Here is a 17,717-nt window from a genome sequence, read left to right as displayed (position 1 = left end):
GGCGTTCATGCAAAAATGGTTTGTGTAGTTTGCTTTACCTTTATTGCTCATTATAAAACCATCACACATGGCACTATCCGGGGATATACTGGCAATAGACGTAGGCGGGTCACATATTAAAGGCACCATCCTTAACAGCAAAGGCGAATGGCAGATGGACTACAAACGCCTGCCCACACCCAAAGACGCCAAACCGGCGGATGTACTGGAAGTTATTGCGGAGCTGGCAAAAGATATGCCGGACTATGATAAAGTATCCGTAGGTTTTCCCGGTTATGTACGTAACGGTGTGGTATATACGGCGCCTAACCTGGGTAATCCCAACTGGAAAAATATAGACCTGGGCCAGCGGATCAGCAACCTGTTACAGCAACCGGTGCGGCTGGTAAATGATGCAGACCAGCTGGGCCTGGGCGTAGTAAGCGGCAAAGGGTTTGAGCTGGCCGTAACGCTGGGCACCGGTTTTGGAACGGCCCTGCTTATAGACGGTTACCTGCTGCCCCACCTGGAGCTGGCCCACCACCCGGTAACCAAAGAGCATGATTACGATGAATACATTGGCAGCAAAGCCCTGGAAAAAGAAGGTAAAGACAAGTGGAACAAACGCATTGCCAAAGTGCTGGACATCTTAAAGGTGGTATTCAACTACGACCGCCTGTACCTGGGCGGCGGCAATGCAGAAGAGCTGGATATTGAGCTGGACAATAACATTCACCTCTTTACCAATAAAGACGGTATTAAAGGCGGCGCTAAGCTGTGGGAGCTGGAAGATAAGTATCATATCAGCACCAATTATCCGGCTAAAAAGTAAGGTTACTTATATAACATGGTGATCAAAAATTCGGATACCTCAAAGATCCGGTCCAGCGCTACCACGGCTATACCAGCCACCAGTATGGTAATGATCTCCAGCGTTAGCTGTTTAACAATGGCCTTGTCTTCGATGGTTCTCCAGATAATGGGTAAGTTCACAATGGTGCTGGCCAGAGAAGACAGTACAGCCACACTACCTGCCACGGCGGCGGTTATTTTTCCATGATTAGCCATGGTGGCCGCTGCCGCAGTAGTACTGGCGCTGCTTACCAGACCGCCAAAGAAACCGGTTGCTAAAATACCGTAGCTGCCAAAAACCTTTGTGAGCAAGGTGCCCCCTATCTGCACCACAATAAACAGGAAGCCAAAGCTGATCACCTTTTGTATGGCAATGGGGGATTCAAGATGTAGCGATACCGGCTGCTCCTTTCCGGACAGCTCTTTCCGGATATTATCTTTCCAGATCCAAAGCCCTGCTACCACCGACATAGCAATAATGGGCAATGCCGCTGCGGCCAGCGATCTTTCAGAGAACAACAGAATAAGCAGCAGGTTGCGGGCAAACATAGCTTCTGTGGTAAGCAGGCAAAGGGTTTTTATTTTTTTACTTTGCCCGGTTGCCTGTGCCCGTGCGCCTAACTCCGCCACTGTGGCGCTGCTGTTCACCAGGCCGCCAAAAATGGCGCCCAGGTAAAGCCCCCTTGTGCTGAACATTCTTAGCAAAAAGTAGTTCACAAAACCGATCCCTGAAATGGCAATGATGCTTAGCCAGGCATCACTGGGATTAAACAGCTGCCAGGGATCAATATAACGGTCAGGGATAAGCGGGTAGATTACAAAACCTATTAATCCCAATAAGATGGCGCTTCTTATTTCAGAAGGCTGCAGGCCGCCGGCAAAGCGGTTCAGCTCTGTTTTCCAGGCCAGCAGCATGGTCATTATAATAGCGCCGGCAACCGGGGTAAAAATATGCCCCAGCCCTACTAAAACCCCCAGGATATAATTAGCGATCAAAGCAGCGGAGGTGGTGATCTCCGTGGTGCGGTCAATGAGCAGGCTGCGTGCATTGGTGATCAGCACCAGCAGGAAAACGCCTATCAGGCAGGCAATGGAAAAATCTGGCCCTATTACGGTAGCCAGCGTGCCCAGTAAGGCTACTATTGAAAAAGTACGTATCCCCGTTTCTTTATGAGACCACATCCGTTCCATTCCCACCAACATGCCAATACCGATAGAAACGGCCATTTTAACAGCGATGGGTCCTGTGGCATAATGCAAAAATTTTTGATCCATTATTCTGATGCTCCCTGATTTACGTTTGCTTAAAGATAATAAAATGATAATGAATGTATGTAGATGAAACCGGTTATGGAGCTACGGATACCTACTTAAAAAAGTAGAAAATTTAAACAAGCTTAGCAGATGTTATCATTTTTTAGAAATTAACCTCTATTTTAGGCGGGCGCATTGATAAAATGCCCGATCATTAAGTATTAAATAAAGAAAAATGTCCATCATTTCCAGAAGTGTGTTGCAGGCTTTAATATTAACGAAGAACGAAGAACCGAATATTCAACGCGTATTGGACAAACTTACCTGGCTTGAGCGTGTAGTGGTGCTGGATAGTTACAGCACAGATAAAACCATAGAGATCCTGCAATCATACCCGAACGTGGAAATAGTGTACCGGGCTTTTGACAGCTTTGCACAGCAATGTAATTACGGGCTTTCCCTGATCGAATCTGAATGGGTGCTTAGTATGGACGCCGATTATGTGCTGACGGATCAATTCATTGAAGAAACAAAGGCATTTGTATCAGGCGCCGGCAGCGATATAGTAGGTTATGATACCCGGTTTGAGTTCCTGATCTACGGCCGGCAGCTGATCAGCAATAATACTACCCCCAGAACGGTATTGTTCCGTAGAACGCTGGGCAGCTATTTTGATGACGGGCATGCGCACAGGCTCCGCATCAATGGCAGGATAGGCGCTTACAAGGCCCGCATTTTACATGACGACCGCAAACCCTTCAGCAGGTGGCTGAGCAACCAGGACGGATACTCCATTAAAGAATGCCATAAGCTATTGGACCCCACTAACCCGGACCGCAATTCTGTGCTCAATAAAATACGCAGGACCAAGATCTTTGCCCCCCTTTTTGTATTCTTTTATTGCTTGATCATTAAACGGCTAATTTTCAGCGGCTGGGCAGGCTGGTACTATACCTTACAAAGGACTATGGTGGAAATGCTGTTTTCTCTGCGGCTGATGGAGGAACAACATTTTGATGTGAATAGTAAGAAGTAGGATTTTATTTATTGGCTGATATGTCCTCCAGTTTATCCAGCTCACTCGATTATTATACCTCGGAGGTTAGCCTTGCTCCTTTTGCAAGTCCCGTGAAACAGTTACCCATTGCAGCCTTTAGTTTAGCGGCATAAAGGGTGGTGCACTATCGTTGCGACAAGGTTCTTCCCAAGGAGCGTTACAGGCCTTTCAAAAGATAGTTGCCTGATCAAGTTAGAATATTAGTCGTAATGGACTATTAAAGGTCTTAGATGATATAGCAACTTGGGCATCTTCGTTGCGTCGCAATCCGTTCATCGTCCATCTTAGGTAGCAGCAACCTTTTTTGCCGTCAGTGATGATCTTAAGCAACGAATTCCTAAGCTCCAAGGTACTTTTACAATAATTTACAAAGTTTACATTTAAATTTACACTCCTAACCCTTCAAGCTGAAAGGATTAAAGTAGGTTCGCTGTATCAAACTTTAATAGGATATGAAAAATAAAAGAAACCTTTTGCCCTTCCTGATTATTCTGTTAACAGGAGTAATTTATTTTGCCGTACAGACTCAACAAAAAAAAGATACTCATCGGGCTAACTTTTCTGGCGAATGGAAATCCAAAGAGTCGATAAGTATGGGCGGAAATATTGTTTGCTGCTATAACTCGGGGGATCGTATGCTGTCTAAAACAATGAAAATAGCAGAGCAGGCAAATTTTCTAACCATAGAGGTATCAAGCTCGTTTCCTGGCACAGCGCCGGTTACAAGCCAGGAAAAACTGACCTTCGACGGTAAAGCAAGCGAAATTAATCATGGCCGGGAAAGAGGAAAGAAGTCTACCGTAAAGTTGTCAGATGATGGACAAACGATGACTGTGAACTCAATTGTACACCTGATGGTTGCCACTCCTTACCATGTAGATGTTCAGGAACAACTATTTATTTACATAACAGAGGTTTGGAAGTTGAGCAAGGATGGCAAGTCTATTTCCGTTCAGGCCAATGCAAAATCAACCTCATGGGGCGGCGATCGTTCCTGGAAGACCGTATTCGATAAAGTCAGTTAGCATTTAAAAAAATTTTTGTACAAGCCCGACTTATTCGGGCGATCCTTTTGTTATCGGCGAGGCTTGTCCTGGAGATCAGCCTTGATGTCGGAATAGAATGTCATGTAATATAAATTTACACTTTTGTAATAAAGTTGTCTCTATTTCCCAGTATAATTTTTTATTTGGGTTATGGTAATATTGCCATAACCCAAATAGTGATTTATGAGAGACAATTCTCGAACATTTGAATCTGTCACAACCTCTATATTGAAGGTGTTGAAAGAAGACTTTCTTCGAACCAAAGATTTGAGTTTAATAGGTACCGGTGACAAGAAGCTGATATCTTCAATAAGGCTGTTGAAGCACTTCCTGCTTACCGGCGAAATTATTCCTAGAAAAGCACCGGTTATCTTCGGCGGTGAAATAGGACAGATGATGGCACAATATGTATCCTATAGAAAATCGGAACGGCTTTCTCATCATACCATATATAATCAGGAACTACTTCTTTTCCGCTTTTTGGGTAACAGCAGCCTGTAGTGTGCCCTTCCCAATTATGTCCGCAGTGCGTTCACAATTGGGAATGTGCGGTAAAATTGCCGGTACCAGTTAAGCTGACGAAATGAGAAACTACTTCCAAACTCAGGCTGCAGGGCTTCAGATAAAGACCTTATCAAAAAGGAGCCATAATCAGCCCGTTCTTTCCCGGCTTGTTCTTCTTCAAAGATACGCTTCCCGATATTCCCAGTACATCAGCACCCGGGTATTGTCCACTGCACGGATAGCCTGTTCCCGGCTTTGGAGGATCATGTTCTTTATTTCGGCTATCAGAGATCTCTTTACCTTCATAATTTGGGGGATTATTTTAAAAATAAAGGCCCCAATTTTAAAGGAATTATGTGTTATAAACAAACAGCAATTTGATAGTTATAGTATCACCCTTCCCCCAACAATAACCTTTTCCACTATAATCCCTTCATCAAACACCACCACATCCGCATCCATGCCTGCTGCCAGTGCACCTTTCCTATGGCCCAGCTGCATGATCCTCGCCGGCACACGGGTCATCATTTTCACAGCTTCGGCTAAAGGCACCTCTCCCAGGGTGATCATGGTTCTTACCAACCGGTCTGCGGTAGCTACGCTGCCGGCAAAAGCGCTGCGGTCCGGCAATTTGGCCACTCCATCTTCCACAATCACTTTTAACCCATGATCTTTAGCGCCCAGGATGCTCTCCCCTGGCGGCATACCGGCCGCCCGCATGGCATCGGTGATCAGTGCAGTACGGTCAGTGCCTTTTACTTTACAGATCAGCTTTAACAGCGGCGCTGGTAAATGAATGCCATCGGCAATAATCTCTGCATCTATTTCATCTATCAGGTACACGCTTTCAATTACGCCGGCATAACGAAAAGCATTCTTCCGCATTACGCCCGACATACCTGAATAGAAATGTGTAGCCAGGGTATAACCGTTTTCTACTGCTTTCACCACATCATCATACACGGCATTGGTATGCGCAATGGCAGGCAGTATATTGTTGGCCAGCAGGTAACGGCCAAAGGCTAAGGCGCCGGGCAGCTCGGGTGCTGCACTCCAGCGCGCAATGCAACCCTCTGAACAGGTAATGATCTCTTTATATTCTTTTTCGTCGGGGTGTCTTATATAACGGGGATCCTGCGCACCCCGCTGTTCCATATCAAAGTAAGGTCCTTCAATGTGCATGCCTATGAACTGCGCACCCTGCTCATTTTTAGGCGCTGCCTGTTTGTAAATGTCCAGCGTATGCAGCAGGTCCTCTTTTTCAGCGGTAAGCGTGGTAGGCGCCATAGCGGTAGTGCCGTATTTAGCGTGGGTTTGGGCAATGGTCAGGAAAGCTTCTACGTTGCCGTCCATAAAATCAGCGCCGCCACCGCCATGAATGTGTATATCAATAAACCCAGGCGATACATATTTACCTCCGGCATCAATAACAATATCAGCACGGGAGGTGATCTTTTCCTCACTGACCTGCACAATTTTACCGCCTGCTATTAACAGGCTGCCGTTAGGTATAATGCGGTGCGGTGTGATCAACTGTCCGTTTATGATCTTTATGGATGGCTGCATATTATTTCTTTAGCAAATTCCATGTTTTAATACGGTAACCTTTAAACGCGTAAAATACCAGGTACATATAACAGGGCAGTAAAATAATGTACCCTGCCCGTACGGAATACAGATCTGCCAAACGGCCATATATCAATGGCAGTATAGCATTGCCACAAAGCCCCATGATCATTACAGAAGCGCCCAGCTTGGTGTAGCGGCCCAGGTCCTTTAACGCCCAGGGCCAGATGCCCGCCCATACCAGCGAATTGGCCAGGCCCAGTAGCACCACAAACCAGAGCGAAATATCTGCACTATAACCAAAGAGCTGTACAGAGCCCTGCAACAACAGGATACAGCAAGTTAAGACACTGCCCAGTAATGTGCAAAACTGCAATGCATGCAGCTGGCTTACCCACCTGGGAATAACGATGATGCCGATCACATAACCGGTAATGGTAGCAAACAGCGTGAACGACGGAAATACTTTGGCCTGCTGTAAAGACAAACCCATAGAATCCGCATAACCAATAATGGTATCCACCGCAATCACCTGCGTACCTACATGCAAAAAGATGGCAACAGCGCCCAGGATCAGATGCGGGAACTGCAGGATACTTTTTTTACCGGCATTTGCTACGGCCAGCTCCTCATTTTCCGCCTCCGTATTAATTTCAGGCAATGCGGAATAACGCACAGTTAGCCCTAACAGGAACAGCACAATAGTAATAATAGCGTAAGGTGGTATTACACGCCTTATCAGCGCATCCAGGAAAGCGGCCCTTGCATCATCCGCCATGCCGGACAGCTGCGCAAACAGGGCGCTATCATCGGCCTTTAACACTACGGCGCCTAATACCAGCGGCGCAATAATGCCTGCGCCTTTGTTAAAGATGCCCATAATGCTGATGCGCTGGGCCGCCCTTTCCGGTTTGCCTAAAATGGTTACATAGGGATTGGCCGCTGTTTGCAATACAGCCAGCCCCAGACCAATAGTGAACAAACCGGTGAGGAAAAGCGGGTAAGCACGATAAAGCGCTGCGGGTATAAACAGCAAAGCGCCTAAAGCCATTACCCAGAAACCAGCCATGATGCCCCTTTTAAAGCCCAAACGCCGGATGAGGTAAGCCGATGGTACCGACATTACCAGGTAGGCAATATAAAAGGCAAATGTTACCAGGTAGGATTCAAAATGGGTTAACTCGCAGGCTATACGAAAATAAGGGATGAGGATCGCATTCACCCAGGATACAAACCCGAACACGAAAAATAACATGCCAATGATCACCAGGGAAATGGCTACTTCCCTTTTCCGTAATGTGCCTGCGTGTGTATTACCCATACTGTTTATTTAATGCCTTCTTTGGTTAATAATGATGCGGATGTTTCATCCAGGAAGAATGTACAATCCGGGTGCTGCTGCAGAATGCTGGCCGGGAACAGGTTGCTTACAGGCTTCTCCAGGCTGTCCCTTACGGCGGCGGCTTTGCGTTTATCCGGTACGGAGCAGATGATATGTTTGGATAACATGATCTGTTTAATGGACATGCTGATGGCCTGCTTCGGTACCTCTTCCAGCTGCTCAAACCAGCCTTCGTTCATTTGCTGCCTGCGGCAGGGCTCATCCAGGTTTACTACCAGGTAAGGTTTAGTGGTAGTGAAATCTGCCGGGGGATCATTAAATGCCAGGTGGCCATTTTCCCCGATGCCTACCAGCGCAATGTCTATGGGATACTGCTTTATCAGCTTGGCCAGGCGTTCGCATTCCTGTTCAGGATCTGCGTTACCATCCACCAGCACTGCTTCTTTCAAAGGGGCTACCTTATCCAGGAAACGCTCCTTTAAATATTTACGGAAGCTGGCGGCATGGGTTTCCGGCAGTCCAATATATTCATCCAGGTGGAACATGGTTACCTTACCCCAGTCTATGCCCGGTTGGGAAATAAGCTCCTTCAGGGTTTCAAACTGGCTGGCGCCGGTGGCCAGGATCACGTTGGCGCTGCCTTTTACAGATAGAGTTCCCCGTAACAGGGCCGCTGCTTTTTTACCGGCTGCAATGCCCAGCGCAGCTGCATTTTGTTCAATTGATATGTTCATTAATATAAGATTTCAAATGAAAGGGTTAATGATCTATTTAACGCCGGTGAGGTTGCCATGTGTTATAGACATTTCCACCGGTTTGTTCTGTTTCCAGGAGCCACGTGTAAAGTCAGGCACATCCAGGCTTTTGGAGCGGCCGGCCACTGATTTTTCACTCAATGGGCCAATAACGCTCCATGCTGCGGCATCATACACATCATGGTCCATGGGCAGCCCGTTACGCAGGCAGTCTATCCAGCGCCAATCCATTAAAAAATCCATACCACCATGGCCGCCCACTTTTTTAGCCATTTCACCGAGCTGTTTTACAATGGGCAGTGTGTACTGCTCTTCCAGCTTCTTTATGGCATCGTCCTCCAGCCATCCTTCATGGCTGGTAGCAATTCTGCCGGCCAGCGGATACTTTTGTGCAGCTGCCCTGGTGCCTGTAATAGCGTGTATGCGTGAGTAGGGATGCGGTGATGATACATCATGCTGCACCAGGATGGTTTTGCCATTGATGGTACGGATGGTGGAGATATTCATGTTACCGCGGAATTGACTGTTGGCAAACTGCTGAAAGTCCGGGTCTTTGGCGGCGGCTTCTTTTGCCAGCGGGGCCAGTGTAAAATCGTTACTGCTTACAGATACCAGGTAATCCATACGGTCGCCGCGGTTAATGTTCATTACCTGGCATACCGGGCCCAGGCCATGCGTGGGATACAGGTTACCATTACGGTGTGCATTTTCACGCAAACGCCAGTAATCATACCGTGCATTCTTATTAAAAAAGCTGTTGGCAATATCATGTATGTACGCACCTTCCCCGTGCACAATTTCCCCGAAAAAGCCCTGCCGCGCCATGTTCAGCGTTAGCAGCTCAAAGAAATCGTAACAGCAGTTCTCCAGGAAAATGCAGTGCTTTTTATTTTTTTCAGATGTTTCTACCAGCTGCCAGCATTCTTCCACAGTTTTGGCAGCCGGTACTTCTACGGCTACATGTTTACCATGGTTCATGGCATAAACGGCAATAGGCGTATGCAGCTCCCAGGGAGTGGCTATGTATACCACATCTATATCAGGACTTTCACATAATTGTTTCCAGGCGTCTTTTTTACCGGCATACAATACGGGGTTATGCCCGGAGCCTTTCAGCTTTTCTTTAGCGGCTTCGGCCTGCGGTGTTCTGATATCACACAGGCCGTTAATGGAAACCCCATCAATATAATTAATGCGCGGCACGGCAGCGCTGCCCCGGTTACCCAGACCAACAAAACCAATGCGCACGGTATCCAGCTTAGGGGCTGCATAACCACACATATTAAAATGCGGCGCGCCTGTTAGCGGCTGGTACTGGCTTACCACGTTACCGGCCATACTGGTTAAAGGATTACCAGCCATAATACCGGTTCCCAGTAAACCGGTAAGCTTCAAAAAATCCCTGCGGTTATTTCCCATACATTCATAATTTATTATTGTACAAATACGGTTTTGGCGGAGGTATGATAAAGCCGCTGCTGTTCTTTAAAGACTTGCTGATAGTTACCGGCAGCTGTCCGCCCCGACATGGTCACCGGTTGTATAAATACAGTTTCCTTACCTGATAAAGCTGCGGCCAGCGCCACATTTCCCCAGCTGATAATACCAGGTACGTGAATGGCCATATTAAAAAAGTCAATGCCTTCCCGTTCATCAAACACATAACTTACCGGGCATTGGCGCAGGGTTATTGTATCCGCCCCACTGCTGATGGCATTGTAAAAAAGCGCGGCAAGGCCCAGCTCTTTTTCCGCATCAATGGAAAAGGCAACGGGGTTACGGGCAGTTTTAATGTAGTTAGTAATTACCTGCAGCTGCCCTACCCATTGGGCCATTACACTATTGCCTAACCACATGGCAGAGCGGGCCAGTGTATGAAAATGTGGTAAACGCCCGTCTGTTTTGTCTGCGCTGGTAGACGCACATTCGCCAATGCCCCACAGGTCGGCCAGTATAATGTTTGCACCCTGGTACTGTTGTAAAAGCGCGGCGGGTATGCTGTCCTTCCCCTTTGATGAAAGAAGCAGTACATACTTTTGTGACCCGGCAGCAGGCAATATTGATAATGGTATCAGCTGGCCTTCTGTCGTTTCCAGTGTTACCCTTTCCCATTGCTGCTGCGGGGCATAGGTATGCGCTTCCTTCATCCCGGGGCCGTCAATCAACCCTAAAACCGTCTTTAATGTTCTTCTTTTTTCAGCGGTATCTGTTACTGCCGGCTTTAGCTTATTTCCCTGTTGTTTGCAATAAGCTGCAATGCCCATTACCAGTGGGTTACGCCGGCCATCCGGGAATACCTGCAGCTGTTGTGCGGGTAATAAAGTAAAGGGCATTTCCGTAACAGGCGCACCGTTCCCTTTACCTTTCAGCTGCTGGTCCATCCAGCCTAACAGGGCGCTGCGCATTTCCGGCCAGTAACCGTGCGTAGTATCAAACAATTGATAAGCCACCGCATTGGGTGTATGATACAGATCGTAAATGCTGCGTACATTCTCATAGCTGCGCAGCATTTCTGCCGGTTTAAACGTAGCGCTGGCATCTTTCAGGGCGCTGCATATTTTCAATGCGCGGGGCGCTACCAGGCCCAGCACGCCTGCTTCTTCCGTGAAGGTGAACCCACCGGGCAGCAGCTCGCATACGCAGTTAGAGTTCATGATGTAAGATTCAAAGGTGCCTACGCTCACTACCGGCATGGCTGCTTTTATACGTGTATCCATGGCCGATAGCCACATGGTTTGGTTACCACCGCCGCTGGCTCCTGTAGCGCCTATCTTAGTGGTATCCACATACGGCAAGGAACATAACAGGTCTACCCCGCGTATATTATCTGCTACCTGGCTGCCCAGCAATGTTTCGCCAATGTTCAGCAAAGCTGCGCCCAGGTTAGCACCATGATATTCCGCTACGCCATGCTCCGTAGTGCGCTCACCGGATCCCCAGGCATCTATATTCAAACATACATAACCATGCAGGGCCAGCGTGTGTGCGCAGGACTGCACCATTTCCCCGGCCTTACCATCCGGCCAGTGGCCGTGCATATTGATCACTGCCGGAAAAGGCCCTTTACCATCCGGCACGTACAGATTAGCCGTAGCATACACGCCCGGCCTGGTCTGGAACCAGATGTAACGCACGGAATAACCTTTTAGCTGGCGCCGGCCGGTTTCCTTTATGTGCAGCGGCAGCTGGTGATTAATGTAAATGTTACCATGCTGCTGAATATCAGCCGTGAGCGTCCCCCGCTGTTTTTCCCACGCTGCCAGGTTACCGGGCAGGGGAAACAGGCGGTTCTGCAACGCTGCACGGGCCTTCAGCTCCGCCGCAACCAGGTCAGAAGGCGCCTTTGTTTGTGCAAAAGCGCCCAACATTGATAATAAACAAACTATCACTATCAGGAATACACGCATGTTCATATAAAGTTTTAATTCACATCCCACCATAAACGGGTAACAGCATTATCCGGCCCGTTCAGCATATCCTGCGCTTTCTTCAGCTCTACGCCGTTGGTAGCTGCATCTACAGATGAATAAGGCAGGCGGTTTATAAATGTGCCCACCGGCAGGTCCGCATTATCAGATTGCAGCAGCGGGTACATTACCGGGTAACCACTGCGGCGGAACTCGGCCCAGGCCTCTACCCCATCCGGGAAAAGACATAACCATTTCTGTGTACCTATCTGCGCACGCTGTACCGCCGTGCCGGCGGCCCATTTAACCGGTGTGGCGGCTACTGCGGGCGAATTAGCCTCATCGCCCGGCGCTACCGGCACAGCCGCTGATTGAATATAATTATTAATAGCAGTAGCATCTGTAATACCCCATTCTTCCATGCTTACGGTTATTCCTTTTTCATACAGCTCCTGTGCGGTACCGCCCATGTTCCAGCCATTCAGCGCACCTTCTGCCCGCAGGAAATACGCTTCTGCCGCATGCAGCACCGGCTGCGTAACCGTGGAATTGGCCACCCAGGCGCCGGCAGCGGGGTTCCAGGTAACCCAGCGGGGACCTACATTTGACGTTTGTGCGGGCCTGTTACCCGGCAGGTTAATGGCGGTTGCAGAGGAGCCGTTGCGCAAGCCTTTGAACTGACCGGTAGCCACTGCCGGCTGAAAATACACCGGCAAACGCGGGTCTGCATAACCTTTCAGGTATGAGGCCATGGTGGAGCTCATACTAAATTCAGTATTCGCGGCATTAAATGCCAGGCCATTGGCATCATCCCCATTCAGGGAGCGATTAATATAAGCGGATTCACTGCTAACAGTCATCACCCCGGAAGTAACGGCAGCTTCTGCCTGTTGCCTGGCAATATCCGGCGCCACATTAGAGATGCGTAAGGCTAAGCGCAGGCGCAGCGTGTTGGCAAAGGCGATCCATTTTTTGGTATCACCACCGTACATAATATCGTAGCTGCTGAAAACATTTGCACCATTCAGTGTTTTAAGGTTGGTAACCGCAGAATCCAGGCGTTTGAACATGTCTTCATAGATCTTATCCTGCGGATCATAGGGAATGGCTGTGCTGCTTTCCCCTGCATGGAAGTAAGGCACCGGGCCGTAATAGTCAGTAAGGCGGTGAAACACGTACACATACATGATATTGGCCAGCGCATACTCACCGGAAGTGGGCCGTGTATTCTCAAAAATAGTTTGCAGCTGCGGCAGTGTAAGCACATACGTTACAATACCGGGGCGGGAGAGCCAGGTATCATTCAGCGCATACCGGTCAGTAGTAAAGCTGGTAGTGGTAAGCGCATAGTATTGTGCATACAGGTCCGGCATAAGAATAGAGATGGTCTGGTAATAAGAGCGCTGTATAGTAGCCGCAGATTGCGCTCTTGAAAACATGAATGGCAGCTCCGTAGGCCCGGCCTCCGTGATCTTGGCCGGGTTAGTATTAATATCACTAAAATCCTTTGTACAGGCTGTAAAAGATACCGCGAATGCTATTAACAGGAAGAAAATATTTTGCTTGTTCATAAGATCGCTTTAAGAGAATTTAGAATGACACACCCACATTTAATCCATAGCTGCGGGTACCAGGCAACAGACCGCTTTCAATACCCTGGTAATTACTGCTGCCAATAGCTACCTCCGGATCAACCGGTATGCTGCGTTTGCCAATGCCCGGTATATCCATCAGGGACTTTCCTTTATACAGGAAGAACAGGTTTCTGCCGGTGAGCGACACCCTGACCCGTTTTACCAGTGTCTGATCAAAGTTCCAGTCGTATGAAAGCGATAGCTCGCGCAAGCGGAAGTTGGTGGTGCTGTAAGCAAAGAAACCTGCATAACCTGTACGGCCGCCCTGTGATACAGATGACCATAGCTGTTCTGCACTCACGGTTTTGGCATTGGGCGTGCCATCTGCCATTACACCGGGTAATATCAAGCCGCCTTCACGGTACTGCGTAGTGTAATCAGCAATCCCAAAATAAGCCATCATCGCATCCGTACCGGATACCAGTATACCGCCCACACGGCCATCCAGCAGGAAGGATAGTATGAATTTCTTATACTGCAGCTGGTTGTTCCAGCCAAGGGTGTAATCCGGGTTAAAATTGCCGATCTTCTGTAAGGGGCTGATCACCGGCAAGCCGTTCGCATTTATAAGGTGCTGTCCTGTTTTTGCATCTGTTGCCCAGCTATAATCATAAATATCGCCGTAGGAGCCGCCTGGTTTTATAAGCAGGCTGCCTAAACCGGTAGCGGTGGAGAGGCTGGCCTGGGTAACAGACGAGCTCAAAGAGATCACTTTATTGCGGTTCAGCGCAAAGTTCACACTGGTGTTCCAGCTAAGGTCTTTGGTTTGCAGCGGTATGGCAGACAGCATAGCTTCTATACCCTTGTTCTGGATATTACCGGCATTCACATACTGCTGGTTATACCCGGAGGCCTGTGGCAGGCCCAGGAAAATAAGCTGGTTAAAGGTATTGCTTTTATAAAAAGTAGCGTCCAGCCCTATGCGGCCATCCAGGAACTTCCATTCCAGGCCTGCTTCCCAGGAACGTGTTTTTTCCGGTTTCAGGTTATTAATGTATTGCGTTACATCGCGCGATACAAAACCATTCCCCGCGCCGGGGCTGTACGTATAGGTTTGCACCAGCAGGTACGGATCAGCATCGTTACCTACCTGCGTAAAGGAGCCGCGCAGCTTTGCAAAGCTGATCCAGGCGGGCATTTGCACCATATCAGACAGGATAAGGGAAAGGCCGGCGGACGGATAAAAATAGCTGTGCGGGGATGGCAAGGTAGATGACCAGTCGTTACGTGCGCTTACATCAGCATACAACCATTTGCGGAAGCTCAGCTGCGCATTGGCATATACAGATTGGATCTCCTTATCTGCCACAATGCTGGAAAAAGAAGGCGTTGTGGCAAAGTTCAGGTTAAAGTGATTTGGAATGCTTAGGCCATTGGCAAAGGATTGTGAGTTATAACCCTTTGAGCGCAGCACAGAGGCGCCCAGGTTATAGCTGATACCAATGTCTGAGCTAACATTATTGGAGCCGGATAACAGCACATCCATATTACGCTCCCAGTGGTTCACAAAGGCTTCCTGGTAGCGGCCACCGGCATTAGTAGTAATGGGTAAGGTGCCGGCGAAAAAGCTGCCGGTTATTTTATCGTCATAGCGGTCAAGGCTATACCGGCCCTGTAAGCTCAGCCAGTCCGTGAACTGATATTTGGCGGAGCCTACCAGCATTACACGGTTACGCTGCTCGCTTACATTGGTGCGGTACACATCCCAGTAAGGATTCTGGAAAATGGAGGAGTTGGTCCAGTAAAAAGGTACCGGCTGCCCGTTGCTGCTGTTATAGTTCTCAAAATGTTTTAAGGAATCGCCCGGCATATCCCGTGGCATGATCAGCGCTTCGTTGGTAACACCATTATCCCCTAACCTGGGCTTGTTGCGGATCTCCTGGTTTACGTAGGTGAGCTTTACATCCGTGGTTAGTTTGGGAATGATCTCCGTATTCAGGCGAAGGTTCAGCGTGTTACGGGTTAGCCCGTTCTCCGGCACAATACCATTGTTGTTGTTATAGGTGTAAGAAGCATAACCGCGCATTTTATCCGTACCGCCGGATACATTTACAGAATGATCTGTAGTGATACCTGTGCGGTAAAAATCGCGCAGGTTGCCGGCATAGGTAGTGGCAGCTGCGCCATAACTCTGGCCGGCCTGTGCGCCAAACACCCCGCCGTTACCACGGCCATATTTATTCTGCAGGTCCATCAGCAAGTAAGGCTGATCTGCTGTAACACCGCCGCTATAGTTTACCGCCAGCCTGCCTTTTGCACCACTTTTGGTGGTGATGATCAGGGCGCCGTTAGCTGCACGGTTGCCGTATAAAGCGGCGGCTGCAGGGCCTTTCAGCACTGTAATGGATTCTACATCTTCCGGGTTTACGCTGGCAGCACCATCACTGCCGGAGTAACCACTGCTTATACTTTTTTGCTGGGTAGCTACTGTATTGGCGGAACCGCTGCCTCCCTGTTCTGTGGTCATGGTATTATCAATAGGCACACCATCAACTACTATCAGCGCGTTATTATTGCCGCTAATGGAGCGGTTACCGCGTAATACGATCCTGGCAGCGCCGCCGGGGCCTGATGCTACAGGCGTAACTACCGCCCCCGCTATTTTTCCGCTTAAACCGCCCACGATATTAGCACCGGGATTTTTAACGCCGTTGATGGCTGCTGCATCCAGCTGCTGGGTAGCATAACCTAATGACCTGGTTTGGCGTTTAATGCCCAGGGCCGTAACCACTACAGCATCCAGCTGGCCTTCGCTGCCTGCTAATACTATATTTTTATTTCCGCTTCCGCTCACCGGCAGCATCCTGGCTGTAAAACCAATGAAGGTGAATACGAGGGTATCTTTTGTATCTGCTTCAATAACATAAGCTCCGTTTTCATTAGTGGTGGTTCCTTTATTGGTTCCTTTTACCAACACGGTTACGCCTGTAAGCGGCGTTTTCTTTTGATCTGTTACTACACCGGTTACTTTTTGCAATGCCTGTGCCAGGGCACTTTTCCCCGGAAGTATCGCAAACAGCAAACCTATGCCCAATGCAAGTAAATGATGCATTTTACATCTCATGGTATATAGTATTTTGGTTGATAATTGTATTGTCCGTTTAAAAGTAATATAAAACCTATAGCCTTCACCGGTAGTGCCGGTATATATTAGCGATAACGTTATCGAGAACGCTCTCGTTTAATAACAGGGCTTATTACAGACAGCAAATGCGCTGCAGTTCTACTTTCTGACAGTAGATTCCCGCACGATCAAGGTGCTGGGTAATACCACTTCTTCCGGTGGAAAACGTTTTTTGGTGATGTGCTTCAGCAGCAGCTCACAGCTGATCTTACCAATTTCAAAAGCCGGCTCTGCTACGGTGGTTAACGAAGGTGAGATGAGTGCGGAAGCGGGATCGTTGGTAAAACCGATCACGCCTATTTCCTTACCAATTTTAATGTTGTGCTGTTTAAGGGCTAACATGGCGCCAATGGCTTTACGGTCGTTCACACCGAAAATAGCATCGGGCCTTTTTTTATGGGTTAATAATATTTGTGTGTCTGCTTCACCACATTCCTGCGAAAAACCGGAGTGGATAATGAACTGCTCATTTAGCGGCAGGTGGTGTTTTTCCAGCGCATCCTGGTAACCTTTTAATCTTTTCTCCGTCATGGCAATACCGCGCGGGCCGGCCAGGTGCGCTATCCGTGTATAACCTTGCTGAATAAGGTGCTCCGTAGCCATAAAGGCGCCGTTATAATCATCCTGCATTACTTTAGAGGTATCCATGGTAGGTGATACACGGTCAAAGAACACGACATGAATACCCTTGTCTGTGATCTCACTAAAATGTTTAAAAGAAGAAGCGCAGGAGGATACCAGGAAACCCGCGAAACTGGAAATGTTCAGGTTGTGCGTAATGTCTATTTCCCGCTCTTCGGCATCATTGGTAATAAACAGCATAATATTGTATCCCTTGCTGTACGCCACTTCCTGTATGCCCGTAATAACAGTAGAAAAATAATAGTTAGTTACAAAAGGCAGAATAATTCCAATGTTATTGGTCTTCCCTTTTGCTAAGCCGGTGGCGTTCACATTCGGTTTATAATCCAGCGCTTTGGCCATCTGCAGCACCTTTTCACGCGTTTCTTTATTAACATCATAGGTATCGCGCAAAGCCCTGGACACCGTGGCTACAGAAATATTCAGGTTACGCGCAATATCCTTTATAGTGATCATACTGGCCATAAGCGTAGTTACAGGTGTGTATAATAGTTGTGATAAGCGCTGCCGCAGCAGGCTTTTGCATTCCCCCTTCCTTTATAATTATGCCGGCTG

The 17,717-nt window shown here is 48.3% G+C and carries 15 protein-coding genes; 4 read left to right on the top strand and 11 right to left on the bottom strand.

The features are described 5' to 3' along the window. Positions 1-67 precede the first annotated feature (67 nt). Complete coding sequence (locus KVT36_RS04095) at positions 68-811, top strand: ROK family protein (RefSeq protein WP_217602228.1); 744 nt, start codon at positions 68-70, stop codon at positions 809-811. Positions 812-813: 2 nt separating this feature from the next. On the opposite strand, the gene KVT36_RS04090 is transcribed toward KVT36_RS04095, so the two are convergent. Next, the gene (locus KVT36_RS04090; protein WP_217602227.1) at positions 814-2,058 is read right to left on the bottom strand and encodes a DUF4010 domain-containing protein; all 1,245 of its coding nucleotides are present in this window, start codon (positions 2,056-2,058) and stop codon (positions 814-816) included. Positions 2,059-2,320: 262 nt separating this feature from the next. On the opposite strand from KVT36_RS04090, the gene KVT36_RS04085 reads away from it, so the two are divergent. The 3 genes from KVT36_RS04085 to KVT36_RS04075 all read left to right on the top strand — a co-directional run bounded on the left by KVT36_RS04085 (position 2,321) and on the right by KVT36_RS04075 (position 4,689). Next, positions 2,321-3,121, top strand: coding sequence for a glycosyltransferase family 2 protein (locus KVT36_RS04085; RefSeq protein ID WP_217602226.1), 801 nt, complete (start codon positions 2,321-2,323; stop codon positions 3,119-3,121). 473 nt (positions 3,122-3,594) lie between these two features. After that, a complete protein-coding gene (locus KVT36_RS04080) occupies positions 3,595-4,167 on the top strand; it encodes a hypothetical protein (protein WP_254639831.1) in 573 nt (190 codons plus the stop codon). Between the two features lie 204 nt (positions 4,168-4,371). Next, entirely contained in the window at positions 4,372-4,689 is a 318-nt protein-coding gene (locus tag KVT36_RS04075; RefSeq protein ID WP_217602225.1) for a hypothetical protein, read from the top strand. A 14-nt stretch (positions 4,690-4,703) separates the two neighbouring features. Here the strand turns inward: KVT36_RS04075 and KVT36_RS33125 are convergent, their stop codons facing one another. The 10 genes from KVT36_RS33125 to KVT36_RS04030 all read right to left on the bottom strand — a co-directional run bounded on the left by KVT36_RS33125 (position 4,704) and on the right by KVT36_RS04030 (position 17,618). Next, complete coding sequence (locus KVT36_RS33125) at positions 4,704-4,877, bottom strand: DUF1016 N-terminal domain-containing protein (protein ID WP_368669999.1); 174 nt, start codon at positions 4,875-4,877, stop codon at positions 4,704-4,706. Next, the gene (locus tag KVT36_RS32945; protein WP_256449938.1) at positions 4,870-4,998 is read right to left on the bottom strand and encodes a hypothetical protein; all 129 of its coding nucleotides are present in this window, start codon (positions 4,996-4,998) and stop codon (positions 4,870-4,872) included. The genes KVT36_RS33125 and KVT36_RS32945 overlap by 8 nt, the downstream gene beginning before the upstream one ends. A 78-nt stretch (positions 4,999-5,076) precedes the next feature. After that, a complete protein-coding gene (gene nagA / locus KVT36_RS04065; protein ID WP_217602224.1) occupies positions 5,077-6,258 on the bottom strand; it encodes an N-acetylglucosamine-6-phosphate deacetylase in 1,182 nt (393 codons plus the stop codon). Between the two features lies 1 nt (position 6,259). Continuing rightward, positions 6,260-7,579, bottom strand: a complete 1,320-nt coding sequence (locus tag KVT36_RS04060) for a sugar MFS transporter (protein WP_217602223.1) — start codon at positions 7,577-7,579, stop codon at positions 6,260-6,262. A 5-nt stretch (positions 7,580-7,584) separates the two neighbouring features. Next, complete coding sequence (locus KVT36_RS04055) at positions 7,585-8,334, bottom strand: glucosamine-6-phosphate deaminase (RefSeq protein ID WP_217602222.1); 750 nt, start codon at positions 8,332-8,334, stop codon at positions 7,585-7,587. Between the two features lie 33 nt (positions 8,335-8,367). Then, positions 8,368-9,774 (bottom strand): Gfo/Idh/MocA family protein, encoded by a 1,407-nt coding sequence (locus tag KVT36_RS04050; protein ID WP_217602221.1) that lies wholly within the window; start codon positions 9,772-9,774, stop codon positions 8,368-8,370. A 14-nt stretch (positions 9,775-9,788) separates the two neighbouring features. Beyond that, positions 9,789-11,768 carry a S9 family peptidase gene (locus KVT36_RS04045; RefSeq protein ID WP_217602220.1) on the bottom strand — a complete coding sequence of 660 codons (1,980 nt, stop codon included), beginning with the start codon at positions 11,766-11,768 and terminating at the stop codon, positions 9,789-9,791. Positions 11,769-11,776: 8 nt separating this feature from the next. Then, on the bottom strand, positions 11,777-13,333 hold the full coding sequence (locus KVT36_RS04040) for a SusD/RagB family nutrient-binding outer membrane lipoprotein (protein ID WP_217602219.1): 1,557 nt from the start codon (positions 13,331-13,333) through the stop codon (positions 11,777-11,779). Positions 13,334-13,352: 19 nt separating this feature from the next. Continuing rightward, positions 13,353-16,460: a SusC/RagA family TonB-linked outer membrane protein gene (locus KVT36_RS04035; protein ID WP_217602218.1), complete on the bottom strand. Its 3,108-nt coding sequence runs from the start codon at positions 16,458-16,460 to the stop codon at positions 13,353-13,355. 159 nt (positions 16,461-16,619) lie between these two features. Then, positions 16,620-17,618 carry a LacI family DNA-binding transcriptional regulator gene (locus tag KVT36_RS04030; RefSeq protein ID WP_254639830.1) on the bottom strand — a complete coding sequence of 333 codons (999 nt, stop codon included), beginning with the start codon at positions 17,616-17,618 and terminating at the stop codon, positions 16,620-16,622. Positions 17,619-17,717: the final 99 nt, after the last annotated feature.

Source organism: Chitinophaga sp. GbtcB8, from assembly GCF_019091455.1.
Taxonomy (GTDB): domain Bacteria; phylum Bacteroidota; class Bacteroidia; order Chitinophagales; family Chitinophagaceae; genus Chitinophaga.
The sequence above is the reverse complement of the archived record's forward strand: the minus strand, read 5'-3'. Positions and strand labels throughout refer to the sequence as shown.